27 protein-coding genes are annotated in these 23,359 nt (G+C 36.3%); 24 read left to right on the top strand and 3 right to left on the bottom strand.

Annotation, left to right across the window (positions count from 1 at the left end):
* Nucleotides 1–46: 46 nt before the first annotated feature.
* Complete coding sequence (locus QM923_RS08520; protein WP_414291536.1) at nucleotides 47–2,701, top strand: YhgE/Pip family protein; 2,655 nt, start codon at nucleotides 47–49, stop codon at nucleotides 2,699–2,701.
* A 192-nt stretch (nucleotides 2,702–2,893) separates the two neighbouring features.
* On the opposite strand, the gene QM923_RS08515 is transcribed toward QM923_RS08520, so the two are convergent.
* Nucleotides 2,894–4,516: an ATP-binding cassette domain-containing protein gene (locus QM923_RS08515; protein WP_414291535.1), complete on the bottom strand. Its 1,623-nt coding sequence runs from the start codon at nucleotides 4,514–4,516 to the stop codon at nucleotides 2,894–2,896.
* Between the two features lie 207 nt (nucleotides 4,517–4,723).
* Between QM923_RS08515 and trpS the strand changes: the two genes are divergently transcribed.
* Together trpS and guaB are read left to right on the top strand one after the other, a co-directional pair.
* Nucleotides 4,724–5,749: a tryptophan--tRNA ligase gene (trpS, locus tag QM923_RS08510; protein WP_004250956.1), complete on the top strand. Its 1,026-nt coding sequence runs from the start codon at nucleotides 4,724–4,726 to the stop codon at nucleotides 5,747–5,749.
* A gap of 162 nt (nucleotides 5,750–5,911) precedes the next feature.
* Nucleotides 5,912–7,390, top strand: coding sequence for an IMP dehydrogenase (gene guaB, locus QM923_RS08505; RefSeq protein ID WP_414262705.1), 1,479 nt, complete (start codon nucleotides 5,912–5,914; stop codon nucleotides 7,388–7,390).
* Nucleotides 7,391–7,443: 53 nt separating this feature from the next.
* Here guaB and recF read toward each other — a convergent pair whose 3' ends face one another.
* Nucleotides 7,444–8,535 carry a DNA replication/repair protein RecF gene (gene recF / locus QM923_RS08500; RefSeq protein ID WP_414291534.1) on the bottom strand — a complete coding sequence of 364 codons (1,092 nt, stop codon included), beginning with the start codon at nucleotides 8,533–8,535 and terminating at the stop codon, nucleotides 7,444–7,446.
* Nucleotides 8,536–8,537: 2 nt separating this feature from the next.
* Entirely contained in the window at nucleotides 8,538–8,906 is a 369-nt protein-coding gene (yaaA, locus tag QM923_RS08495; RefSeq protein WP_414291533.1) for a S4 domain-containing protein YaaA, read from the bottom strand.
* Nucleotides 8,907–9,065: 159 nt separating this feature from the next.
* Between yaaA and yfmF the strand changes: the two genes are divergently transcribed.
* The 21 genes from yfmF to QM923_RS08390 all read left to right on the top strand — a co-directional run bounded on the left by yfmF (nucleotide 9,066) and on the right by QM923_RS08390 (nucleotide 23,359).
* Entirely contained in the window at nucleotides 9,066–10,316 is a 1,251-nt protein-coding gene (gene yfmF / locus QM923_RS08490) for an EF-P 5-aminopentanol modification-associated protein YfmF (protein ID WP_414291532.1), read from the top strand.
* Nucleotides 10,313–11,593, top strand: coding sequence for an EF-P 5-aminopentanol modification-associated protein YfmH (gene yfmH / locus QM923_RS08485; protein ID WP_414291531.1), 1,281 nt, complete (start codon nucleotides 10,313–10,315; stop codon nucleotides 11,591–11,593). Before yfmF ends, yfmH begins: the two co-directional genes overlap by 4 nt.
* Nucleotides 11,594–11,635: 42 nt before the next feature.
* Entirely contained in the window at nucleotides 11,636–12,463 is an 828-nt protein-coding gene (gene rodZ, locus QM923_RS08480) for a cytoskeleton protein RodZ (RefSeq protein ID WP_414291530.1), read from the top strand.
* An 11-nt stretch (nucleotides 12,464–12,474) separates the two neighbouring features.
* Nucleotides 12,475–13,014 (top strand): CDP-diacylglycerol--glycerol-3-phosphate 3-phosphatidyltransferase, encoded by a 540-nt coding sequence (pgsA, locus tag QM923_RS08475; RefSeq protein ID WP_414291529.1) that lies wholly within the window; start codon nucleotides 12,475–12,477, stop codon nucleotides 13,012–13,014.
* Nucleotides 13,015–13,016: 2 nt separating this feature from the next.
* A complete protein-coding gene (locus tag QM923_RS08470) occupies nucleotides 13,017–13,844 on the top strand; it encodes an energy-coupling factor ABC transporter ATP-binding protein (protein ID WP_414291528.1) in 828 nt (275 codons plus the stop codon).
* Nucleotides 13,829–14,668, top strand: coding sequence for an energy-coupling factor transporter ATPase (locus QM923_RS08465; RefSeq protein WP_414291527.1), 840 nt, complete (start codon nucleotides 13,829–13,831; stop codon nucleotides 14,666–14,668). Before QM923_RS08470 ends, QM923_RS08465 begins: the two co-directional genes overlap by 16 nt.
* Nucleotides 14,661–15,455: an energy-coupling factor transporter transmembrane component T family protein gene (locus tag QM923_RS08460; RefSeq protein ID WP_414291526.1), complete on the top strand. Its 795-nt coding sequence runs from the start codon at nucleotides 14,661–14,663 to the stop codon at nucleotides 15,453–15,455. The genes QM923_RS08465 and QM923_RS08460 overlap by 8 nt, the downstream gene beginning before the upstream one ends.
* 31 nt (nucleotides 15,456–15,486) lie before the next feature.
* A complete protein-coding gene (gene mreC / locus QM923_RS08455) occupies nucleotides 15,487–16,308 on the top strand; it encodes a rod shape-determining protein MreC (RefSeq protein WP_414291525.1) in 822 nt (273 codons plus the stop codon).
* Entirely contained in the window at nucleotides 16,305–16,799 is a 495-nt protein-coding gene (gene mreD, locus QM923_RS08450; RefSeq protein ID WP_414291524.1) for a rod shape-determining protein MreD, read from the top strand. Before mreC ends, mreD begins: the two co-directional genes overlap by 4 nt.
* 93 nt (nucleotides 16,800–16,892) lie before the next feature.
* Nucleotides 16,893–18,113, top strand: a complete 1,221-nt coding sequence (gene pcsB / locus QM923_RS08445; protein ID WP_414291523.1) for a peptidoglycan hydrolase PcsB — start codon at nucleotides 16,893–16,895, stop codon at nucleotides 18,111–18,113.
* 339 nt (nucleotides 18,114–18,452) lie between these two features.
* Nucleotides 18,453–18,974 (top strand): modification methylase Sau96I, encoded by a 522-nt coding sequence (locus tag QM923_RS08440; RefSeq protein ID WP_414291522.1) that lies wholly within the window; start codon nucleotides 18,453–18,455, stop codon nucleotides 18,972–18,974.
* A complete protein-coding gene (locus tag QM923_RS08435) occupies nucleotides 18,971–19,270 on the top strand; it encodes a hypothetical protein (RefSeq protein WP_414291521.1) in 300 nt (99 codons plus the stop codon). The genes QM923_RS08440 and QM923_RS08435 overlap by 4 nt, the downstream gene beginning before the upstream one ends.
* Before the next feature lie 43 nt (nucleotides 19,271–19,313).
* Entirely contained in the window at nucleotides 19,314–19,559 is a 246-nt protein-coding gene (locus QM923_RS08430) for a hypothetical protein (protein ID WP_000601796.1), read from the top strand.
* A gap of 31 nt (nucleotides 19,560–19,590) precedes the next feature.
* A complete protein-coding gene (locus QM923_RS08425) occupies nucleotides 19,591–21,093 on the top strand; it encodes a primase C-terminal domain-containing protein (RefSeq protein ID WP_414291520.1) in 1,503 nt (500 codons plus the stop codon).
* Between the two features lie 88 nt (nucleotides 21,094–21,181).
* Nucleotides 21,182–21,343: a hypothetical protein gene (locus QM923_RS08420; RefSeq protein ID WP_000600808.1), complete on the top strand. Its 162-nt coding sequence runs from the start codon at nucleotides 21,182–21,184 to the stop codon at nucleotides 21,341–21,343.
* A gap of 8 nt (nucleotides 21,344–21,351) precedes the next feature.
* Nucleotides 21,352–21,555 (top strand): hypothetical protein, encoded by a 204-nt coding sequence (locus tag QM923_RS08415; RefSeq protein ID WP_000878299.1) that lies wholly within the window; start codon nucleotides 21,352–21,354, stop codon nucleotides 21,553–21,555.
* A 15-nt stretch (nucleotides 21,556–21,570) separates the two neighbouring features.
* Nucleotides 21,571–21,993, top strand: coding sequence for a hypothetical protein (locus tag QM923_RS08410; protein ID WP_001292118.1), 423 nt, complete (start codon nucleotides 21,571–21,573; stop codon nucleotides 21,991–21,993).
* On the top strand, nucleotides 21,990–22,436 hold the full coding sequence (locus QM923_RS08405; protein WP_414291519.1) for a thioredoxin family protein: 447 nt from the start codon (nucleotides 21,990–21,992) through the stop codon (nucleotides 22,434–22,436). The genes QM923_RS08410 and QM923_RS08405 overlap by 4 nt, the downstream gene beginning before the upstream one ends.
* Nucleotides 22,429–22,659 carry a hypothetical protein gene (locus QM923_RS08400; protein ID WP_130897386.1) on the top strand — a complete coding sequence of 77 codons (231 nt, stop codon included), beginning with the start codon at nucleotides 22,429–22,431 and terminating at the stop codon, nucleotides 22,657–22,659. The genes QM923_RS08405 and QM923_RS08400 overlap by 8 nt, the downstream gene beginning before the upstream one ends.
* A gap of 9 nt (nucleotides 22,660–22,668) precedes the next feature.
* Nucleotides 22,669–22,890 (top strand): hypothetical protein, encoded by a 222-nt coding sequence (locus QM923_RS08395; protein ID WP_000284342.1) that lies wholly within the window; start codon nucleotides 22,669–22,671, stop codon nucleotides 22,888–22,890.
* On the top strand, nucleotides 22,877–23,359 hold the full coding sequence (locus tag QM923_RS08390) for a hypothetical protein (RefSeq protein ID WP_414291518.1): 483 nt from the start codon (nucleotides 22,877–22,879) through the stop codon (nucleotides 23,357–23,359). Before QM923_RS08395 ends, QM923_RS08390 begins: the two co-directional genes overlap by 14 nt.

Here is a 23,359-nt window from a genome sequence, read left to right as displayed (position 1 = left end):
CTATTATATCAAAATTTTAGACAATATGTGTAAAAAAGGAGACAATATGTTTAAAGAATGGAAAGCAATTTTTAAAAAACCAACCTTTATCATTGTAATGATAGGGATTTCTCTTATTCCTGCTTTATACAACATCATATTTTTATCATCTATGTGGGATCCATATGGTAAATTATCTGAGTTGCCTGTAGCGGTCGTTAATAATGATAAAGAAGCATCTTATAATGGAAACACAATGACTATTGGAAAAGACATGGTGTCCAATTTAGAGCAAAAAAAATCATTAGATTTTCATTTTGTCAGTGAAGAAGAAGGTAAGAAGGGTCTAGAAGACGGTGATTACTATATGGTAGTAACTTTACCAAGTGACTTATCGGAAAAGGCTGCTTCTATTCTATCAAATCACCCAGAACAAATGAATATTAACTACCAAACTTCTAGCGGGCATAGTTTCATTGCAAGCAAGATGAGTGATTCTGCCATGACACAGTTAAAACAGAATGTTTCTGCTAATGTAACCGAAACCTATACGAAAGCTTTATTTCAAAAGATGGGAGATTTAAAATCTGGTTTAACGAAGGCAGCTGATGGAAGTGAACAATTGGCCAATGGGGCTAGTCAGTTAGCTGTAGGAAGTCAGACATTATCTTCTAATCTTGATACTTTAGCTAGTTCAAGTTTAACCTTTTCTGATGGCACAAATCAATTTACAAAAGGGTTGACAACGTATGTAACAGGAGTAAAGCAACTGAATAGTGGCTTAGGTACATTTAATGATGGTTTACAGAACTATACAAGTGCAGTTTCACAGGTTGACACTGGACTTAATCAATTATCTTCCAAGACTCCAGAATTAGTAGCAGGTGTCAATCAGCTAAATACTGGAATGAAGACATATGCTGGAGGAGTTTCGCAACTGAATACAGGTCTCAATCAATTTTCAGTTGGTGTCAATGCTTACACAAGCGGTGTTGACAAGCTATCTATTGGGGCAAATCAATTATCTAGTCAATCAGATACATTGAGAGAAGGTATTACCCAATTAAATAAAGGGATTAAAGAAATTTCGACTCAATTGAATACTTCATCTCAACAAAAAGAGGAAATCACTCAATTAGCAACTAGTTTAGATGAATTGAATAAAGCACTTCAAGCTGTAACTATTTCAGATAATACTGAACTTAAAAGTACAATATCTAATGATTTAGCGAATATATCTACTCTTGCTCAAACTATTGTGACTAATAGTCAAACAGAGCAAGAGAAAACTCTTACCAATCTTCAAGCAACAGCAACTTATCAATCTCTTACTGATACTCAGAAACAAGAACTGACTGCAGCTGTTTCAAATAATTCTAATTCTACGATAGAGTCAGCAAAAGCAATTTTAACGACGGCAGGAGATTTAAAAGAAAATTTAGGAAGTATAAACCAACCAGTCTCTAATCTTTCTACTTTACAGACTAAAGCAAATCAACTTTTACCTATAGCGTCTAGTTCCTTGACATCTATGTCAAGTGGATTTACACAGTTGCAAAATGCTGTAGATAATCAATTAGTTCCTGGAAGTCAATCGATTGAAAATGGAGTTAATGACTATACTAAAGGATTGGATACTATTTCTTTAGGTGTAAATCAACTAAGTGAAAAGAATACAACTTTAACAACAAGTTTGGATCAATTGGTTTCTGGCTCAACCAAGTTGACAGAAAACTCTTCAAAATTGACAACTGGTTTGGATACTCTAGCTGGTAAAACACCAGAATTAGTAACAGGTATTGAAAAACTATCATCTGGTTCTAGCCAATTAAATAGTAAGAGTTCAGACTTAATTGCAGGACTTGATAAAATACAGCTAGGATCTAGTCAATTAACAGATAAATCAAGTCAATTGCTTGCAGCTAGCTCTCAGTTAGAAAGTGGAGCAATGAAAATTGCTGATGGCGCTGGAAAACTAGCAGATGGTGGAACAACTTTAACTGCTGGTATTGAAAGTTTACAAGTAGGAGCTACTGGACTAGAACATGGATTGAACGCTGCTAGCAATCAACTAAAAACAGCATCAACAGAGTCTAATAATGCAGAAGTATTATCTGAGCCCTTGAGTCTTTCAAAAACAGACAATGATCAGGCTCCTGTAAATGGGATTGCTATGGCTCCTTATATGATATCTGTGGCCCTCTTTGTTGCTGCGTTATCAACAAATATGATTTTTGCTAAGTTACCTTCAGGTCGTCATCCTGAAAGTCGTTGGGCATGGGTTAAATCTCGTTTCGAAATAAATGGAGTTATAGCTGTTTTAGCAGCTGTCTTAGTCTATGGAGGAGTTCATCTTATCGGTCTAACGGCAAATCATGAAATGAGAACCTTGTTCTTAATCATCATCGCAAGTTTGACCTTTATGTCTATGGTAACCGCGTTAACGACATGGAATAGTCGCTTAGGTGCTTTCTTCTCTCTTATTTTACTATTATTACAATTAGCATCAAGTGCAGGAACTTATCCACTTGCTTTGACTAATGATTTCTTTAAGGCTGTCAATCCTTGGTTGCCAATGAGTTATTCAGTTTCAGGATTGAGACAAACCATTTCTATGACAGGAAATATTCACCATCAGGTAGTTTTCCTTCTTGTAACTTTAGTTCTATTCATAGGATTAGGTATGCTAGCTTATCAACCTAAAAAAATGGAAGAAGATTAAAAAAATCGACCAATTTGGTCGATTTTTTATGTGCATGAATCTTGTCAAGAATTTATAAATCTAATAATAGAATGTTTAACGTGAAACAATGAATATGTTGAATAGAATCAGATTGACAGAACTATCAACTAAAAATTCATAAGAAATAAAAAAACTCAGTTGGGAGCCCAACTGAGTTTTTTAAAGTTATACTTAATCTTTCCAAAGTTCTTTGACTTTTGCTTGAACTTCAGCATTTTCTAAGAATTCATCATAGGTTTCATCAATACGATCGATGACGCCGTTTTTAGATAAGACAATAATGTGGTTAGCCAAAGTTTGAATAAACTCATGGTCGTGACTGGCAAAGATGATAGATTCTTTGAAGTTTTTCAATCCATCGTTCAAACTTGAAATAGATTCCAAATCTAAGTGATTAGTAGGATCGTCAAGTACAAGAACGTTTGATTTCAAAAGCATGAGTTTCGAAAGCATCACGCGCACTTTTTCTCCCCCTGACAAGACGTTTACAGGCTTGTTAACCTCGTCTCCAGAAAAGAGCATGCGACCAAGGAAACCACGCAAGAAAGTGTTATCATCTTCTTCTTTACTTGCGAATTGACGGAGCCAGTCAAGAATAGATTCACTGCCAGCAAAATCAGCTGAATTGTCTTTTGGTAAGTAAGAGCGACTAGTTGTAACTCCCCATTTGACAGTTCCCTCATATTCAATTTCACCCATGATTGCACGAATCAAGGCAGTTGTTTGGATGTCGTTTTGTCCGATAAGAGCTGTCTTGTCACCTGGACGTAAGATGAAGCTGATGTTGTCAAGAATAGTTTCACCGTCAATCTTTACAGATAAGTTCTCTACTGTCAAGAGGTCGTTCCCAATTTCACGTTCAGCTTTAAAGCTGATAAATGGGTATTTACGACTAGAAGGAACAATTTCCTCTAGCTCGATCTTGTCAAGCATTTTTTTACGTGAAGTTGCTTGTCTTGATTTAGAAGCATTGGCAGAGAAACGAGCAACGAATTCTTGAAGTTGTTTGATTTTTTCTTCTGCTTTAGCATTACGGTCTGCTAGCAATTTAGCAGCAAGCTCAGAAGATTCCTTCCAGAAGTCGTAGTTTCCGACATAGAGTTTGATTTTTCCAAAGTCAAGGTCAGCCATGTGAGTACATACTTTATTCAAGAAGTGACGGTCGTGGGATACGACAATGACCGTATTATCGAAGTCGATTAGGAAATCCTCTAGCCAAGTGATGGATTGAATATCCAGACCATTGGTTGGCTCGTCCAAAAGAAGGACATCTGGTTTACCGAAGAGGGCTTTAGCAAGGAGAACCTTTACTTTGTCGCCATTTGCTAGTTCACTCATATTTTGGTAATGAAGTTCTTCTGGAATATTCAAATTTTGTAAGAGTTGTGAAGCTTCACTCTCAGCTTCCCAACCACCTAGTTCAGCGAATTCTCCTTCAAGTTCAGCTGCGCGAACACCATCTTCTTCTGAAAAATCTTCTTTCATATAAATGGCGTCTTTTTCTTTCATGATGTTGTATAGTTTTTCATTACCCATGATAACAACATCAATAACACGCTCATCTTCGTAGTCAAAGTGATTTTGACGAAGTACTGAAAGACGTTCATCTGGTCCAAGAGAGATATGCCCAGTTGTCGGTTCAATATCTCCAGCTAAGATTTTTAAAAAGGTTGATTTTCCAGCACCGTTGGCACCAATCAAACCATAGGTATTTCCTTCTGTAAATTTGATGTTTACATCATCAAAAAGTTTGCGATCACTAAAACGTAGTGAAACATCAGATACTGTTAGCAAAGTTTTTCTCCTATTATATGTAATACTCTAATTCTACTAGAAAATCATCAATTATTCAAATTTTTATTTGTCAATTTTTTGTAAACAAAGTTGACAACCCCTTTACGATTGAAAGGGGTAACATCTCTATTGTTTCAATAAAAAAATTATCTGTCTTTTTATTAAAAAAATGCTATAATTGAAAGGACCATATCAAAGGAGAATAAGATGAGTAAACCCATTATTTTAACAGGAGATCGTCCAACGGGGAAATTACATATTGGGCACTACGTTGGTAGTTTGAAAAATCGTGTCTTACTACAAGAAGAAAATAAATATGACATGTTTGTTTTTTTAGCTGACCAGCAAGCATTAACAGACCATGCAAAAGATCCACAAACTATTGTAGAGTCTATTGGGAATGTTGCTTTGGACTATCTTGCAGTGGGATTAGATCCTAATAAAGCAACGATTTTCATTCAAAGCCAGATTCCAGAATTGGCAGAGCTCTCTATGTATTATATGAACCTAGTTTCATTAGCTCGCTTGGAACGAAATCCAACCGTAAAGACTGAAATTGCTCAAAAAGGCTTTGGTGAAAGTATTCCAACTGGATTTTTAGTTTATCCAGTTGCGCAAGCAGCAGATATTACAGCATTTAAGGCTAACTTGGTTCCAGTAGGGAATGATCAAAAGCCGATGATTGAACAAACACGTGAAATTGTGCGTTCTTTCAACCATGCCTATAACTGTGATGTTTTAGTAGAACCAGAAGGAATTTACCCTGAGCACGAAGGTGCGGGACGTTTACCAGGTCTTGATGGTAATGCCAAAATGTCGAAATCACTTAATAATGGAATTTACCTAGCTGATGATGCAGATACTTTGCGTAAAAAAGTAATGAGTATGTATACAGATCCAGACCATATTCGTGTTGAGGATCCAGGTAAGATTGAAGGAAATATGGTTTTCCATTACTTGGACGTATTCGGTCGACCTGAGGATGCTCAAGAAATTGCTGAAATGAAGGAACATTATCAACGTGGAGGCCTTGGTGATGTTAAGACCAAACGTTATCTACTTGAAATCCTAGAACGTGAACTTGGTCCAATCCGTGAACGTCGCCTAGAATATGCTAAAGATATGGGTGAGGTTTATAATATGCTCCAAAAAGGTAGTGAAAAAGCTCGAGAAGTTGCTGGGCAAACACTATCAGAAGTAAAAGCTGCAATGGGTCTAAATTACTTTCACTAATGGATAAAATATGAACTATAAAACTATTTCTTCTTTAAAATAAGAGGGATAGTTTTTTATTTATTCTCTTATAAATTTAATTGACAAATTTTCATAGAATGGTATGATAGATACAATACAAAAAGCGTTTAGCTCAATAAAGTAAGAAAAGAGGAAACTTCAATGTCTAATTGGGACACTAAATTTTTGAAAAAAGGTTTTACCTTTGATGATGTATTGCTAATTCCAGCAGAGAGTCATGTGTTGCCTAATGATGCGGATTTAACAACAAAATTAGCAGATAATTTGACTTTAAATATCCCAATTATTACAGCTGCAATGGACACTGTAACAGAAAGCCAAATGGCCATTGCAATCGCGCGTGCAGGTGGACTTGGAGTTATCCATAAAAATATGTCTATCGAACAACAGGCAGATGAAGTTCGTAAGGTAAAACGTTCTGAAAATGGTGTTATCATTGATCCATTCTTCTTGACTCCTGAACATACAATCGCTGAAGCAGATGAACTCATGGGCCGTTACCGTATCAGTGGTATCCCAGTGGTTGAAACTCTAGAAGACCGTAAGTTAATTGGTATTTTGACCAACCGAGATCTGCGTTTCATTTCTGACTACAACCAACCAATTTCAAAACACATGACTAGTGAAAACCTAGTTACTGCTCCGGTTGGTACAGATTTAAAAACTGCTGAGAGTATTCTTCAAGAACACCGTATTGAAAAACTACCTCTAGTTGACGAAGAGGGTCGTCTTTCTGGTTTAATCACCATTAAAGATATTGAAAAAGTGATTGAGTTCCCAAATGCGGCAAAAGATGAATTCGGTCGTCTTCTAGTTGCAGGTGCGGTAGGAGTTACTTCTGACACATTTGAACGTGCAGAAGCCCTCTTTGAAGCAGGAGCTGATGCTATTGTTATCGATACTGCCCATGGTCACTCAGCGGGTGTACTTCGTAAAATCGCTGAAATTCGTGCTCATTTCCCAGACCGTACACTGATTGCTGGGAACATCGCTACTGCTGAAGGTGCGCGTGCTCTTTATGATGCAGGTGTTGACGTTGTTAAAGTCGGTATTGGCCCAGGTTCAATCTGTACAACTCGTGTTATTGCTGGTGTAGGAGTTCCCCAGGTAACAGCAATTTACGATGCAGCAGCAGTTGCTCGTGAATATGGCAAAACAATTATCGCTGATGGTGGAATCAAATATTCTGGAGATATTGTAAAAGCCCTTGCTGCTGGAGGAAACGCAGTGATGCTCGGATCAATGTTTGCAGGAACAGATGAAGCTCCAGGTGAAACTGAAATCTTCCAAGGACGTAAGTTTAAGACATACCGCGGTATGGGTTCAATCGCTGCTATGAAGAAGGGTTCAAGCGACCGTTACTTCCAAGGTTCTGTCAATGAAGCAAACAAACTGGTTCCAGAAGGAATCGAAGGTCGTGTTGCTTATAAAGGTGCGGCAGCTGATATTGTTTTCCAAATGATTGGTGGTATTCGTTCTGGTATGGGTTACTGTGGTGCTGCTAACCTAAAAGAATTACATGACAATGCTCAGTTTATCGAAATGTCAGGTGCTGGTCTAAAAGAAAGCCATCCACACGATGTGCAAATCACTAATGAAGCACCAAACTATTCAATGTAATAAAAAATCTCCTGTTAAACGGGAGATTTTTTTATTTTACATAGATGTAAATTTTAATTTACAGTCAATTGACCATTATCTACTGTAAAGACGCTCAAGTTATCAGGCAAGTTTTGAAGATGGTCTAAACTAGTAGTTGTAATAAAAGTTTGAATGTTATGAGAAATAGTTTCCAATAATTTAAGTTGACGAGTATTGTCAAGTTCACTCATGACATCGTCAAGCAAAAGAATGGGAGATTCTTTGGTAATGCTCTCCATCAATTCGATTTCAGCAAGTTTTATAGAAAGCACCAAGCTACGATGTTGCCCTTGACTTCCGAAACTTGCTTCCATTCCATTAATCATGAAAATCATATCATCCCGATGAGGACCAACTCCAGTATTCTTCTTAAATAAATCTCTAGATCTACTTTTTTGAAGTGCCATATGGAAAGATTCAGCCAAATGTTTCTTGTCAACAAAGTTTACAGAAGGTTGATAACGGATTGACAGTTCTTCTAACTGATCTGAGATGTCAAAATGTTTTTTCTTGCCAAAGAGTTCCATTTTCTGGATAAAGTCAGCTCGATGATTCATTACACGACAGCCATACTCTACTAGTTGGTCATCAAGAACAGTTAGGAAAGTCTCGTCGATGTTTTGTGTAGATTTGAGATAGGTATTTCTCTGTTTAAGGACGTGGTTATAACTTGACAGGTCTGACAAGTAAATCGGTTTGATTTGCCCTAATTCTATGTCAATGAATTTACGACGAACAGCCGGAGCGCCTTTGACAAGTTGTAAATCTTCTGGAGCGAATAAGACAACATTCATATGACCAATATAGTCTGATAGGCGAGCTTGTTTTAAGTAATTCACTTTAGTAATTCGCCCTTTTTGTGTTAAGTCAATTTCAAGTGGAATGCTTGCTGTTTTCTTTTGCAAGATTCCAGAAACTTGCAGTTGTTCTTCTTCAAATTGAATTAAATTTTTATCAGTCTTTGTTCGATGACTTCTTGTTAAGGCTAAAAAGTAAATACTTTCGAGAAGATTGGTTTTTCCTTGAGCGTTTCGGCCAACAAATACATTTAATTTTGGATTAAAATTAACTTCAACATCTCGATAGTTACGAAATTGTCTAATGGATAGATTTTTCAGCCACATAATTATCTACCTGGGAAACGTGGTACAGGTTTTGCTTTTGTTGACTGGTTCTTTTTCGCTGGCTTTTTTTGTACCTTTTTATTCATTTCCTTGACAAGTTTAGCTACACGTTCTTTCTCAAGTTTTTCTAGACGAAACTCCTCTAGTTCTTCTGATGTTGGTTTAACTAGAATAATTTGAGTTTTTAAATCAGGGATTTCAATAGAATCCCCGATTCTAATTTTCTTGCCTCGACGATTTTCTAATTCGCCATTAAAATATACAAGATGGTCAGATAAAAAAGATTTAATAGCGCCGCCACTTTGTATAACACCAAGGTCTTTCAAAAGAGCTTGGAGAGTAATAAATTCTTCAAATAATTTGTATTCCATAGTTCACCTCAATCTTTGGTATTATACCATATTTTGCTCAAAATAGTTGCGAAGAAACTACTGATATGAAAACGATTTTAATTTCAAAAGAGTCAAAGAGAACAGGAAAAATTTTCGTTTTCATGGTATAATAGAACTCTATGTAAAAGGAGGTAAAAGATGGAGTTATTCCCTGGAATTGCAGTGCATTTTATCCAATCTAAAAAGTTTAAGACAAATAAAATAACCATGCGTTTCACAGCTCCATTATCTCTGGATTTAATTTCTGGTCGCATGCTAAGTGCCAGTATGCTTGAAACTGCTAATAAAGGCTATCCAACTGCTCAGGTTCTTAGAAAACATCTGGCAGCATTGTATGGAGCAGATTTGTCAACTCATGCTTATAGAAGGGGGCAAAGTCACTTAGTAGACGTGAGTTTGACTTATGTTCGAGATGAATTTTTAAGTAAGAAAAACGTATTAACTGCTCAGATTTTAGAATTATTGTATCAAGTCATATTTAATCCATTGTCAAATGAAGATGAATTTGACAACAATGCCTTTGAAATTGAAAAAAAACAATTGTTGGCGAGATTAGAATCAGAATTAGAGGATCCGTTCTTCTTTGCCCATAAAGAATTAGATCAGTTGTTTTTCCAAGAAGAATCAATGCAGTTAGTTCCTAGAAATTTAATTGCCAGAATTTCCAAAGAGACTTCTAAATCTTGCTATTCAAGTTTTCAAAAAATGCTGAAAGAAGATAGAATTGATTTATTCTTTTTAGGTGATTTTAATGAAATTGAAGTCTTAGAAAACTTGAAGAAATTTAACTTGACAGGTCGTAAAGAAACTGTAAACATTCAATATCAGCAAGGTTATTCTAATGTTCTTAGAGAAGGAATTGCTAGGAAAAACCTGGGTCAGTCTATTCTAGAAATGGGTTATCATAGCACAATTGGTTATGGAGATGATCAAAAGATGGCCTTGCTTCTTGTGAATGGTTTGCTTGGAGCTTTCCCGCACTCTAAATTGTTTACTCAAGTTAGGGAAAAGGAAGGGTTGGCCTACACTGTTTCTAGTCACTTAGATCTCTTTAGTGGATTTTTAAGATTGTTTGCTGGGATAAATCGTCAAAACCGAAACAAGGTAAGAAAATTGATGAATGATCAATTGTTAGCTATCAAAAATGGTAGATTTACAGATGCTGAAGTAAATCAAACTAAGGAAATGATTCGTAGGACGATGTTGTTGAGTCAGGATAATCAAGATTCGATTATAGACAGAGAATACTTAAGCCTCTTTTTTGGTAAATCGGTTTTAGACATGGATACTTTGATAGAGAGACTAGAGCAAGTTGACAAGGATGAAATCTGTAGGGCAGCATCTAGTTTGAAATTGCAGGCTATCTATTTTATGGAAGGAGCAGAATGACTAGAGTTACTTTTCAAGAGAAATATTATCCTGCTGTAAAGGAAACTCTTTATCAAGCAAAATTAGAAAACGGATTGACAGTTTCTTTACTTCCTAAAAATGATTTTAACGAAGTTTATGGTGTAGTAACTGTCTATGTTGGTTCAGTTGACACTGAGTTTACAGCTAGAGATAGTAAAAAGAAAACATATCCTAAGGGGATTGCTCATTTTTTAGAACATAAACTTTTTGAAAGAGAAAATTCTGAAGATATCATGGCTGCATTTACCAAATTAGGTGCAGATAGTAACGCCTTTACAAGCTTTACAAATACAAGTTATCTTTTTTCAACCTCTGACAATGTCGCTGAGTGTTTGGACTTGCTTGACGAGCTTGTTACTAGCTTTAACATTACTGAAGAATCTGTTGAACGAGAAAAGGATATTATTCAGCAAGAACGCGAAATGTATCAGGATGATCCTGATTCTTGCTTGTTCTTTAAAACACTTGCAAATCTATATCCGGAAACTCCACTAGCTTCAGATATTGTTGGGACTGAAGATTCGATAGAAGATATTAGTTTAGAGGATCTACGGGATAATTTTGATGAGTTTTACACTCCTGTCAATAGCCAAATTTTCCTTGTTGGAAATTTTGATTTAGAGTTGATACAGAATTATTTCTCACAAAAGGATGTTGGAGGTTGTATAGTTCCAAATCTAAAAGAACCTATCGCTTTACACCCTGTAAAGAAGGTTGAGAGCATTCGTATGGATGTTGCATCACCTAAATTAGCAATAGGAGTTCGAACGAATTCTGATATGGATCATCTGGACTGCTATCGATATAGCGTCTTACTAAGAGCTTTATTTACAATGATGTTTGGTTGGACTTCTAAAAGATTTCAGAGTTTGTATGAAACTGGGAAATTAGATTCTTCATTATCTTTAGAAGTTGAGATCAATCGACGTTTTAACTTTTTGATGCTGACAATGGACACAAAGGAACCTGTTGCTATTTCGCATCAATTCCGGAAGGCAATTCAGAACTTTGCTACCGATTCAGATGTATCAGAGGAACATCTTGATTTAATCAAAAGTGAAATTTATGGAGAATTTATCCATAATATGAACTCTTTAGAATTTATTGCGACCCAATATCAGTCGCATTCTGACGAAACAACCCTGTTTGATTTACCAAAGATTATACAGGAAATGACCTTGGATGATGTTCTTGAGGTAGGACATCATTTTATCGACAATAGTGAAATAGTTGAATTTACAATTTTTCCACTATAGCCATCGAAATATAAAATAAACTAGAAAGAAGGCATGGTAAGTATGAGAAAAAAAACAATTGGTGAAGTGTTACGTTTAGCAAGAATCAATCAAGGTTTGAGTTTAGAGGAATTGCAGCGCAAGACAGACATTCAATTGAATCTGCTTGAGGCTTTAGAATCAGATGATTTCGACCAATTGCCGAGTCCTTTTTATACACGTTCTTTTTTGAGGAAGTATGCTTGGGCAGTTGAGTTAGATGAAAACCTTGTTTTAGATGCATATGATTCAGGGAGTATGATTACCTATGAGGAAGTTGATGTTGATGAGATAGAACTATCAGGTCGTAGACGTTCTAATCGCAAGAAACGTTCCTTGCTTCCTCTGTTTTACTTTATTCTCTTCTCCTTATCTATTATAATTTTTGTTTCTTATTATGTTTGGAATTACATTCAAACACAACCGACAGCAACAACTTCAGCCAACTATAATGTTGTGACTACGACAACAAGTGCAACAAGTAGTGAAACAACAACTAGCGATCAAACCACTAGCCCATCAAGTTCGAGCAATGCATCAACTGTGACGGTTTCTGGTCAGGGAGATGTTATATCGGTAGAATATAAAACTACAAAAGATACTGCCGAACTTCAACTATCTGTGACGGATGCAACAAGCTGGATTAGTGTTTCAGATACTGAATTGGCTGGAGGAACTACTCTTGAGCCTAATAATAAGATGGCCAAAACAACAGTTTCTAAAGGCTCTCCAGTAACTATCACATTAGGCGTTGTCAAAGGCGTGAAAATCAAGATCGATAATCAGGAAATTGATACTTCAAAATTAACTGGTCAAACTGGCTGGATTACATTGAAATTAAGTTCAAATTAAGGAAGGATAACATGAAAAAAGAGAATATTCCTAACATACTTACGCTTGGTAGAATTTTATTTATTCCAATTTTTGTTCTCCTTCTATCATTTGGACAGTCTCCTGTGTTACATAAAATAGCAGCAATTATTTTTGCCATTGCCAGCATCACTGACTATCTAGATGGCTATTTAGCTAGAAAATGGCAAGTAGTTAGCAATTTTGGAAAATTCGCAGATCCAATGGCAGATAAGTTGTTAGTTATGTCGGCCTTCATAATGCTAGTAGGTCTAAATATGGCTCCTGCTTGGATAGTTGCTGTAATCATTTGCCGAGAACTTGCAGTTACTGGGTTGCGCCTACTCTTAGTTGAAACTGGTGGAACTGTTTTAGCTGCAGCAATGCCAGGAAAAATCAAAACATTTAGCCAGATGTTTGCGATTATCTTCTTGTTATTTCATTGGAATTTACTTGGTCAGATAACTCTTTATATCGCTTTGTTCTTTACAGTTTATTCTGGTTATGATTACTTCAAGGGAAGCGCGTATTTGTTTAAAGGAACTTTTCGCTAGATATGGAATCGATTATTGAAATTAAGAATCTGTCATTTCGATACCAGACAGATCAAGAACACTATGATGTTCATAACATTTCGTTTCACGTTAAACGTGGAGAATGGTTGTCTATCGTTGGTCATAATGGTAGTGGAAAATCAACAACTGTTCGCTTGATTGACGGTTTGCTAGAAGCGGAATCTGGAGAAATTTGGATAGACGGTGATTGCCTAACTCCGGAAAACGTCTGGGAAAAAAGACGTAAGATTGGTATGGTATTTCAAAATCCTGATAACCAATTCGTGGGGGCAACCGTAGAAGATGACGTTGCTTTTGGGCTTGAAAATCAGGGGATTCCACTTGAAGAGATGAAGAAGCGAGTTTCTGAAGCTCTGTCATTAGTTGGGATGGCTGAATTTTCTAAAAAGGAACCAGCTCGCTTGTCAGGTGGCCAAAAACAGAGAGTGGCTATCGCAGGAGTTGTTGCTCTGCGACCAGACATTTTAATTTTGGATGAGGCTACAAGCATGTTGGATCCAGAGGGACGACTAGAGTTGATTAAGATAGTTCAAAAGATTCGTCAAGACCACCATATGACAGTCATATCCATTACACATGACTTAGATGAGGTTGCTATGAGCGACCGTGTTTTGGTGATGAAAAAAGGAGAGGTCGAGTCAACAAGTACTCCTAGAGAATTATTCTCTAGGTCAGATTTAGATCAAATTGGTTTAGATCAACCCTTTGTCAACCAATTAAAAGAATCGCTACGTACTAGTGGCTTGAAATTACCAGAGCACTACCTGATCGAAGAGGAGCTCGAGGAGGCTTTATGGGAATTATTCTAGACAATGTGAGTTATACGTATCAGGAAGGAACACCCTTTGCCTCAGCTGCCTTGTCCAATGTTAATTTGTCAATAGAGGATGGCTCTTATACTGCGATTATTGGGCATACAGGAAGCGGAAAGTCTACAATCCTTCAACTTTTGAATGGTTTGTTGGTTCCCACAAAGGGAAGTGTTCATGTCTTTGATACATTAATTACATCAACATCCGTCAATAAGCAAATTCGTCAAATTCGCAAACAAGTGGGCTTAGTCTTTCAGTTTGCAGAAAATCAAATCTTTGAGGAGACTGTCTTAAAAGATGTGGCTTTTGGACCTCAAAATTTTGGAGTTTCTGTAGAAGAGGCAGAAGCTATTGCGCGTGAAAAACTAGCTTTAGTAGGAATTGATGAGTCACTCTTTGGACGTAGTCCCTTTGAGCTTTCAGGCGGACAAATGAGAAGGGTTGCGATTGCTGGTATTTTGGCGATGGAGCCTAGCATTTTGGTCTTAGATGAGCCGACAGCTGGTTTGGATCCAATTGGTCGAAAAGAGTTAATGGCCTTGTTTAAAAAACTTCATCAGGATGGTATCACGATTGTTTTAGTGACCCATCTGATGGATGATGTGGCCGAATTTGCTGACCAAGTTTATGTGATGGAAAAAGGAAAGTTGGTCAAGAGTGGGAAGCCAAGTCTTGTTTTTCAAAATGTCGAATTCATGGAAAAAATCCAATTAGGTGTTCCAAAAATTACAAGATTTGCTCAAAGGCTAGCTGAACGAGGAGTTTCTTTTAAACAATTGCCGATAACGATAGAGGAGTTTAAGGAGTTCATCAATGGATAACATGATTTTAGGTCGTTACATACCAGGAAATTCGATTGTTCATCGTTTGGATCCTCGTAGTAAGTTAGTGGCAATGATTTTATTGATTATGATCGTTTTTTGGGCCAATAATCCAATAACTAATCTGATCCTTTTCGTTGTAACAGGTATATTTGTAGCCTTATCTGAGGTTCCCTTATCCTTTTTCTTAAAAGGTTTGCGGTCTATGTTTTTTCTGATTGCTTTTACAACCCTTTTTCAACTTTTCTTTATCTCTGGTGGAGATGTCTTGTTCGAGATGGGGTTTATTAAAATCACGAGTCATGGCATTGAGCAGGCGGGAATCATTTTTTGTCGCTTTGTGTTGATTATCTTTTTCTCAACTTTGCTTACCTTGACAACCATGCCATTAAGCTTGGCTACAGCAGTTGAGTCCTTACTTGGGCCTTTAAAGAGATTTAAGGTTCCTGTTCATGAAATTGGACTTATGTTGTCTATGAGCTTGCGTTTTGTACCAACCTTAATGGATGATACGATTCGAATTATGAACGCTCAAAAGGCGCGTGGTGTTGATTTTGGAGAAGGAAATATAATCCAAAAAGTTAAGGCTATGATTCCTATTTTGATTCCTTTATTCGCTACGAGTTTGAAACGAGCAGACTCTCTTGCTACAGCCATGGAGGCTAGAGGATATCAAGGTGGTAACGGACGCAGTCAGTACCGGCAGTTGAATTGGATGAATAAAGATAGTGTGGCCTTACTCCTGGTATGTGTGTTGGGTTTGATTCTATTTTTGTTGAAATCCTAAAGTGAAGTATAGAATGAGATAGGGTAGAGGTATGAACCGTTTTAAAAAATCAAAATATATCATTGTTCTATTTGTCGTTGTTTTAGTAGTTTCTGTTCTTTTAGTAATGACGAAATCAAGTACAGTTGTGACAAAAGCTGGAGATGGAATTTCTCTGATAGATAGAATTGTGCAAAAACCATTTCAATGGTTAGAATCTACAAAGTCAGATTTAGGAAATTTGACGAGAGCTTACAATGAGAATGAAACTCTAAAAAAAGAATTCTATCAAATGGAAAAGGAAAAGAATGAAGCAGATCGCTTAAAAGAAGAAAATGAACAACTGCGTCAATTACTAGATATGAAGTCAAAATTAAATGCGACTAAGCTAATTGCTGCGGATGTTATCATGAGAACTCCGGCGACTTGGAAACAAGAGTTAACAGTTAATGTTGGTTCGCAACAAGGTGTAACAACTAGTATGCTTGTTGTTTCTGGTGGAGGATTGGTTGGAAGCGTTGAAAACGTAGAAGACAACTCAACAGTGGTCAATTTATTAACAAACGCTGAAAATACGGAGAAGATTTCTGTTAAAATTCAGCACGGTTCTAGTAGCATTTATGGTATCATCACTGGTTATGATAAGGAAAAAGAACTTTTGAAAATCAGCCAGCTAAATAGCAGTGGCGATATTAGTCAGGGAGATAAAGTGGTGACTGGAGGTTTGGGGAACTTTAACGCTACAGATATCCCTGTAGGAGAAGTCGTATCAGTGACACATAGCACTGACTATCTAACAAGAGAAGTTATGGTTAAGTTACATGCTGATCCAATGAACCTTAAAGTTGTAGAGTTAGTGGGGAATCCATCATGAGACTTTTTAAGCAGATAGGAATGTTTTTACTATTGCCCTTGATTGTCTTGATAGATAGCCATTTAGGGCAGTTTGTAAACAGCTTTTTTCCACATCTTCAAATTGTAAGCCACTTTATCTTCATCTTCTTATTATTCGAAACAATAGAAGTATCAGAATATCTGTTTTTGGCCTATTGCTTGGTTCTAGGACTTATATACGATATCTATTTCTTCCATCTGATAGGGATAGCCAGTCTTCTTTTTGTGATTATTGGAGCAATCGTATATAAAAGCAACTCTGTTATTTTGTTAAATAGATGGACAAGATTATTAGCTATTTTAATGATGACTTTTACATTTGAATTTGCTAGCTTTATCCTAGCACACGTGGTTGGATTGACTGCTGAAAATCTACCTGTTTTTATAGTTTATAGTCTGGGTCCTACTATGATATTGAATTTTATATGGATGATAGTTTTCCAATATATTTTTGAAAAAATATATCTATAAGAAAGAAACAAAACTGTAATAAAGGCGTAATATTTATTAGGCCTTTTTTTGATATACTAGTATTGTCTTTTTTAAGAAGGAGTATTTACACATATGAAGAAAAAAATTCTAGCATCACTTTTGTTAAGTACAGTATTGGTTTCACAAGGAGCTGTTCTTTCAAGTGTTAAAGCTAACACAACAGATGAAAAAATTGCAGCTCAAGATAGCAAAATTAGTGAGTTGACAACGCAACAAAAGGAAGCTCAAAAACAAGTTGATGAAGTTCAAACTCAAGTTACAGCTATTCAAACAGAACAAGAAAAGTTGCAAACTGAGAATGAAAGACTTCAAGAAGAATCTAAAAAACTTGAAGGTGAAATCACAGAGCTTTCAAAAAATATCGTAGCTCGTAATGAATCGCTTGAAAACCAAGCTCGTAGTGCACAAACTAACGGAACTGCTACAAGCTACATTAATACAATTATTAACTCTAACTCAATCACAGAAGCTATTTCTCGTGTAGCGGCTATGAGTGAAATTGTATCAGCTAACAACAAAATGTTGCAACAACAAAAAGAAGATAAAAAAGCTATTGCTGAGAAACAAGTTGCTAACAATGAAGCAATCAACACAGTTATTGCCAACCAACAAACACTTGCAGATGACGCCCAGGCTTTGACAACAAAACAAGCTGAATTGAAAGTGGCTGAGTTGAATCTTGCAGCAGAAAAAGCTACTGCAGAAAGTGAAAAAGCTACCTTGCTAGAGCAAAAGGCAGCAGCTGAGGCAGAAGCAAAAGCAGCGGCAGAAGCAGAAGCAGCTTACAAAGCTCAACAAACAAGTCAACAACAAACAGTTGCAGCTTCAGCAAACACAACATTTGTAGCACAAGTACAAGCTACATCAACATCAGCATCTTCATCATCTGACGAAGAAGAATCAAGCTATACACCAGCTCCAACACCAACTGTATCAAGACCACGTCCATCTTATAGTTCAAATGCCTCAAGTTATCCAACTGGAGAATGTACATGGGGAGCTAAAACATTGGCACCTTGGGCTGGAGATTACTGGGGTAACGGAGCGCAGTGGGCAACAAGTGCAGCTGCAGCAGGTTTCCGTACTGGTTCTCAACCACAAGTTGGTGCGATTGCATGTTGGAATGATGGTGGCTATGGACACGTAGCGGTTGTTACAGCTGTTTCATCTACAACAAGTATCCAAGTATCAGAATCTAACTACGGTGGAGATCGTACAATCGGTAACAAACGTGGATGGTTCAACCCAACTACAACTTCTGAAGGTTATGTTACTTACATCTATCCAAACTAATGAAAAAATTGAGACTCTTTCCGAGTCTCTTTTCTTGTCTTGAAATTGTTAAGTTCTTCTAAAAAACTATCAGTAAGTGGTAAGAGTTTTTAGAAAATCAAATAATTCAATATTTTTAGGAGAACAGAGAAATCTGTTCTCTTTTTTGTTCGCTTAAAATTCTATTTGAAAGGAGTTCAACGATGTTAGGATTAGAGATTGTAATGAATTTAGACACGTTAGAAATCTTTGACGTTATCGATCATGATAAGAATGGAAACAGCGAACAAGCGCCTACAACCATCCAGTTAAGCTTATTTGACTCAATGACGTGCATTTGACAGAAGGAGATATATTAGGATGGACAGAGAAGCGCTATACAATGAATTAATTCAAAGCGAACCATTAGGTTTCATTGATCCCTTTTCTGACCTTGGCGAATTCGATCCTCTTCAGCTGAAATTTAAACAACCCGTAAAGGACTTAGTGAATCGATATTCAGGGCAGCCTTACAGTTTGGCCTGGCAACATAAAATTATGGAAATGCGGAAGTTGTTTATTGATTATCAGATAGCATTAAATGAAGAAGATAAGCAGATTAACTTTCAGCGAAGAACAAGAAGCGAAGAGTCCAAAGAACATGCTACTACTATTGTAACAACATATTTGAAGTTGGGATTTAGTTTTAAAGAAATTGAGAAGCGTGTTTCTTTATCTTACAAACAACTTCGTCGAGGATGGAGAAGAAGTGATCACATCATGACAAATAGTCCTGAATTTTATAGCAAAAGGGACTTATCCGAAGGTTACTGTTTACCGAGTAAAAAGCTACCTAAAAGTATGAGAATAAATGAGAATGAACATAGGAGGAAAGAAATATGAAAAACACAGAAACAAATAAAGATTTTACGAATTTTGATTTTAAAAGCGTGGAAAGCGCTTTTGAGATGCCGATGCGTTACGCAAACAATTCATCGCATTTGGTAGCTTGCTTGGAGAAAAGTAAGCTGATGTTAGATGACATTTTTCAAGAGAAAATAAATTTTCTCTTAAACGGTCTGTTTTACGCAGACGGAGAGGTGAAAAAGAGCTTGTTTATCGAAGAAAATATGAGCGTTTTCTTTGAGTTGAAAAAGTGTGTTTATGATGCACACATTAAGAGCTTAAATAAAATTTAAGTGTTAAAATAAAAAACCTCAGAAGAGGGTAGGAGGAAATTATATGATTTTGTTGTTTATTGTATTGTTTATTATAGGAGTGTGCATTTCGTTCAATGGAGTATTTATCATAGCTAAAAATACAGACATTAGACTTGGCTGGAGTGGTGAGAAAGATTTCTTTTTGTCTCTAAGTCCTTGGGAATGGATGTTAAGTATATTTTTAATTTTGGTAGGAGGGGCAATGATTTACTTCTCATATAATGAGTTGGCGCCATATATTATAAGTGTACTTGACTTCAAACTATAACTAGTGAAGGGATATGAGAGTCCTAAAAACCATGAAAAAGATTGATTTATTAAAATGCTTATCCATCATCACAAAAGACGGATTAAGAACACAAAAATTTAAGAATAGTCATCTACATCTCATCTCTTCAGCTGAAGAAGGAAGACGAGGCTCTGTATTTGCTTATCGTTCAAAAGCGAATATGGTGAAGGCACGTGGTGTTGTTTTAACCTCTATCGAATCATTGCTGGAGAATCAGGATCAGTTTACACACTGGACCCCTAACGTATATTGCTATGGAAGCTATAGCGATGCTGGACGACGGATTACACGTGGCCACTCTGAAGATAATCTTAGACAGATTAACACATTCTACATTGACTTTGATATTACCTCTTCAGCTGAAGAAATGACGACAGGAGATATTTTAACTGCTTCCCTGGAGTTAGGTTTTATGCCGACGTTGATTCTAAAATCTGATAAGGGATTTCAAGCCTATTTTGTCCTCTCAGAATCAGCTTATGTTACAGTTCATTCTCAATTTCGAGTGGTGAAGGTGGCCAAAGCTATCTCTCAAAATTTGAGAAATTACTTTGCTCAAACTTTACCAGTAGATATGACCTGTAACCATTTTGGGATTGCTCGGATTCCTCGAACTGATAACGTTGAATTCTTTGATGCTGACTATACTTATTCGTTTCAGGAGTGGTTAGATTGGTCAATGAAGCAATCAGACCTTCCCTTCCCAAGTAAAAAGCCAAATTTGACAGTTATTTCAGGTTCTGAAGGGGTAAAACAGATTGATGAACCCTGGTATCAATTGTTGATGAGAGAGGGAAATATCAAGGGTGGAAAAGCCTTGATGGGAAGAAACAACGTTCTTTTCACGCTGGCTTTAGCTAACTTCTCTTCAGGAATCGATCAGGAAGAGTGTGAGGAGGTTCTTTCTAGTTTTAATGCAAATCTAGACGAACCACTCTCTTCAGCTGAATATCATAAGATTATCACAAGCGCCTACTCAGGAAAATATGAAGCTGCTAGTCGTGACTATGTAATGACTTTATGTAAAGCATGGGTCAATCAGGAACTCAAGGCTTCAGATCTCTTTGTGAAGCAACGTTGGTACAAGTTTAAGAAGAAACGTGCTGACAGAAAGAATAGTCATCTTCATGAATGGAAAACAGACGTAATGGCCTATTTAGAAGGCTTCTATCAATCTGAGGATCCATTTATTCAGACGACAAAAAAAGAGATACGAGAGAATTTGAACATTCCTGAGCGCTCATTAGACAAAGTATTGAAGGTTCTCAAAACAGAACAAAAGATCTTCTTCACAGTCAAACATGGCCGTGGAGGAGGCATCAGATTAGCCTCTATCAAAGCAATCTTACTTTCCCTTATTCAGGTAAAGAAAGAACGTCAGGAAGCTTATATGGCCAATATTGCCACTTTCTTTGAAGAAAGTATAGAGTTCACTCAGAGAGTGATAGAAAGGGTTAAAGATGGGTTTAAACAAACACAACAAATATCTCTATTTGAACTTGATATTGGATAATTTTAAAAACCCGTAAACTGCCTTACATTTATATCTACGATTATTACAAAGATATACATGTATATAAAATAACTTAAGGAGGAATGATATGATTTTGATTTTAGTTGGATTGTTTAGTCTTATATTTGTAGGAGGATTTTTCTTAGTTCTCTCACTTATAGGGATTCGTCAACAAGTTCGTTTTGAAAACGGATATGATGCTGAGTTAGAGACAGATCAGCTGGCAATGATTAGCCAAAATAGAAAGTGAGAAAAAGAATGAAGTACGTAATTTTCAGTTTTGAATTAGGTGACTATATTTGTAATGGGGAGAATAAAGTTTTAGTTTTTGATACTTTGGGACTAGCATTTCAGTATCTTCAAAAACATTATCGAAAGCCACTTCCTGAACAAAGAAAAAAGAGATTGATTCACTATCCAGATGTGTATCAAGCTCCGTTTAGACTTCTAAAAGTTTGTTAGGAAGGAGACAGGTTGATGTCAGAGTTATTCAAAATTATCCGTGGATACTACCTAACAGGAGTTGGACAAGAACCATTGGCTTATTATTTTAAACTTTCATCGGATAACTTAAAATTTGAGTCTGTTTCTGCAGGAGATGTAGCTTTAACTTTTTATCAAAACGAGGAGAGTATTTCTAGCATTCCAGCGATTATTAGAGTAGATAGTGTTATCTCGAATGATAAAATGATTTCAGATTATCTGCAGGAGGAGTTGAGAGATCACTATCCAATGTTGCCAATTGTCCGTGTATTGGATTCCGAGGAATTTGATCCTTTACTTTTTCAAGAAGTGATGACAACGTTCACTAACTTGAAATCAGAAATAAAAGAATTAGCCAAGATTGATTATGTTCAAGGATCCATATTTGATTTTATGGATGAGGAGGAAATAGGATGAGAGAGCTTTTTAGACACATTAAGTTAGCTGTAGGGGCTATTCTTATCATTTTAGTTGTGAGTCTCGCAGTTCTAGGAGGGTATAGGGTATATAAAGATTATTTTATCTTAGATTACAATCCTCACCTTACTCAGAAGGAATACCAGAATACTGTACTTGATCAAAATGTAAATCTAGTATTTTATAAAAAAGATTGTCCTTACTGTCAGGTTGGAAAAAGTGTAGTTGTAGATGCAGCCAATAAAGGTTCTTATCCTACATTTTATATTGACACTCAGACAGAAGAAGGTCAAAAGTTGGTAGAAAAATACCAGGTTGAAAAAGCTGCAACTATCGTCAAGATTCGTAAGGGAAAAATAAAGAAATATCTATATGCTTTGAGGGATTCAGAGGAAAAGATTGTAGCAGATGAGAAAGGGATCCAGGAGGCCATAAATGACTAAAAGAATAAAACTGAGTAAGTGGGCCGAGACAGCTTTTCAAAATGATTGGGAACTGTGGCGTACTAGGACAAATGAAGGAATGGTTGTTTTAGGAAAATTATCAGATGGAACGTTTACCCTACATCGTTTTAATGATGAGGGAGGACAACTAACACATATTTCGCATGATGAAGCTCTTTGGCTAACATTGGATTTGGCACCTGAAAAGTTAGGCTGTATTTAAGGAGGTAGTATGTATCAAATTTTAAATGCTATTGCGCATGGCGTGGTTGGAACTATCTTGATTGCGATCTGGTTCGTACCACTCTTCAGGATAACTATATGTGATAACTTCGGAAATGAAATCAAAACGAAAAGGCTGCCATTGGCGTTCTTAATGCTACTAAAAAGTGTTTGGCCGAAAAGTAAGGTTTCATTTATTTGGAAAGGATATAAGAGGAATGAGAAGAACTAAATCACCTAGTTTGAAGCAAAAAAGAGCTAACAAACATTTAAGAGGTATAAAAAATTACACGCTATCGAGTGAACAAAAAGGTTTCGACGATGTATCAACTTTTGATATGTTGTTTGCAACAAATGTGAAGTATCGAGTTTTTGCAATTTTAGGAGGTGTATCTGGTTTTATTTCGCTAGTTTTAGTATCAGTAAATCTCTTTTTAGGATTTAATGCGTATGTAATTGTAAATTTAGTTAATATGAGTCCAACTTTTCTTAAATTAGTAGGAGTAAAAGAAGTTTCTTTTATGACAGTCTTTGAATCATTTTATTTTGGAAGTGTCGAGTTAATGAGAGATATGTTTGCAACTATTTTTGTAGCTATTATAGTTTTTTCTTTATCATTATTTATAATTTGGGCTACTGAAAAAAAGACTGATATAAACTCTTTAACATATCAGTATTATGAAAAAATCAGGAAGGAATAA

Origin of the sequence: Streptococcus infantis (assembly GCF_047463275.1) — a bacterium.
Classification (GTDB): domain Bacteria; phylum Bacillota; class Bacilli; order Lactobacillales; family Streptococcaceae; genus Streptococcus; species Streptococcus infantis_AF.
Note: the sequence above shows the minus strand (reverse complement) of the source record. Positions and strands in the feature narration are given on the sequence as shown.

What these genes read in the sequence shown, in the direction of transcription:
- yaaA (WP_414291533.1), bottom strand. Translation starts at nt 8,906, where the DNA reads ATGGAATACAAATTATTTGAAGAATTTATTACTCTCCAAGCTCTTTTG.
- QM923_RS08425 (WP_414291520.1), top strand. Translation starts at nt 19,591, where the DNA reads ATGAAAAAGATTGATTTATTAAAATGCTTATCCATCATCACAAAAGAC.
- QM923_RS08410 (WP_001292118.1), top strand. Translation starts at nt 21,571, where the DNA reads ATGTCAGAGTTATTCAAAATTATCCGTGGATACTACCTAACAGGAGTT.
- mreD (WP_414291524.1), top strand. Translation starts at nt 16,305, where the DNA reads ATGAGACTTTTTAAGCAGATAGGAATGTTTTTACTATTGCCCTTGATT.
- recF (WP_414291534.1), bottom strand. Translation starts at nt 8,535, where the DNA reads ATGTGGCTGAAAAATCTATCCATTAGACAATTTCGTAACTATCGAGAT.
- guaB (WP_414262705.1), top strand. Translation starts at nt 5,912, where the DNA reads ATGTCTAATTGGGACACTAAATTTTTGAAAAAAGGTTTTACCTTTGAT.
- QM923_RS08470 (WP_414291528.1), top strand. Translation starts at nt 13,017, where the DNA reads ATGGAATCGATTATTGAAATTAAGAATCTGTCATTTCGATACCAGACA.
- QM923_RS08460 (WP_414291526.1), top strand. Translation starts at nt 14,661, where the DNA reads ATGGATAACATGATTTTAGGTCGTTACATACCAGGAAATTCGATTGTT.
- pcsB (WP_414291523.1), top strand. Translation starts at nt 16,893, where the DNA reads ATGAAGAAAAAAATTCTAGCATCACTTTTGTTAAGTACAGTATTGGTT.
- yfmF (WP_414291532.1), top strand. Translation starts at nt 9,066, where the DNA reads ATGGAGTTATTCCCTGGAATTGCAGTGCATTTTATCCAATCTAAAAAG.
- QM923_RS08430 (WP_000601796.1), top strand. Translation starts at nt 19,314, where the DNA reads ATGATTTTGTTGTTTATTGTATTGTTTATTATAGGAGTGTGCATTTCG.
- yfmH (WP_414291531.1), top strand. Translation starts at nt 10,313, where the DNA reads ATGACTAGAGTTACTTTTCAAGAGAAATATTATCCTGCTGTAAAGGAA.
- QM923_RS08465 (WP_414291527.1), top strand. Translation starts at nt 13,829, where the DNA reads ATGGGAATTATTCTAGACAATGTGAGTTATACGTATCAGGAAGGAACA.
- QM923_RS08400 (WP_130897386.1), top strand. Translation starts at nt 22,429, where the DNA reads ATGACTAAAAGAATAAAACTGAGTAAGTGGGCCGAGACAGCTTTTCAA.
- pgsA (WP_414291529.1), top strand. Translation starts at nt 12,475, where the DNA reads ATGAAAAAAGAGAATATTCCTAACATACTTACGCTTGGTAGAATTTTA.
- QM923_RS08420 (WP_000600808.1), top strand. Translation starts at nt 21,182, where the DNA reads ATGATTTTGATTTTAGTTGGATTGTTTAGTCTTATATTTGTAGGAGGA.
- QM923_RS08395 (WP_000284342.1), top strand. Translation starts at nt 22,669, where the DNA reads ATGTATCAAATTTTAAATGCTATTGCGCATGGCGTGGTTGGAACTATC.
- QM923_RS08390 (WP_414291518.1), top strand. Translation starts at nt 22,877, where the DNA reads ATGAGAAGAACTAAATCACCTAGTTTGAAGCAAAAAAGAGCTAACAAA.
- QM923_RS08520 (WP_414291536.1), top strand. Translation starts at nt 47, where the DNA reads ATGTTTAAAGAATGGAAAGCAATTTTTAAAAAACCAACCTTTATCATT.
- QM923_RS08405 (WP_414291519.1), top strand. Translation starts at nt 21,990, where the DNA reads ATGAGAGAGCTTTTTAGACACATTAAGTTAGCTGTAGGGGCTATTCTT.
- QM923_RS08440 (WP_414291522.1), top strand. Translation starts at nt 18,453, where the DNA reads ATGGACAGAGAAGCGCTATACAATGAATTAATTCAAAGCGAACCATTA.
- QM923_RS08415 (WP_000878299.1), top strand. Translation starts at nt 21,352, where the DNA reads ATGAAGTACGTAATTTTCAGTTTTGAATTAGGTGACTATATTTGTAAT.
- trpS (WP_004250956.1), top strand. Translation starts at nt 4,724, where the DNA reads ATGAGTAAACCCATTATTTTAACAGGAGATCGTCCAACGGGGAAATTA.
- rodZ (WP_414291530.1), top strand. Translation starts at nt 11,636, where the DNA reads ATGAGAAAAAAAACAATTGGTGAAGTGTTACGTTTAGCAAGAATCAAT.
- mreC (WP_414291525.1), top strand. Translation starts at nt 15,487, where the DNA reads ATGAACCGTTTTAAAAAATCAAAATATATCATTGTTCTATTTGTCGTT.
- QM923_RS08435 (WP_414291521.1), top strand. Translation starts at nt 18,971, where the DNA reads ATGAAAAACACAGAAACAAATAAAGATTTTACGAATTTTGATTTTAAA.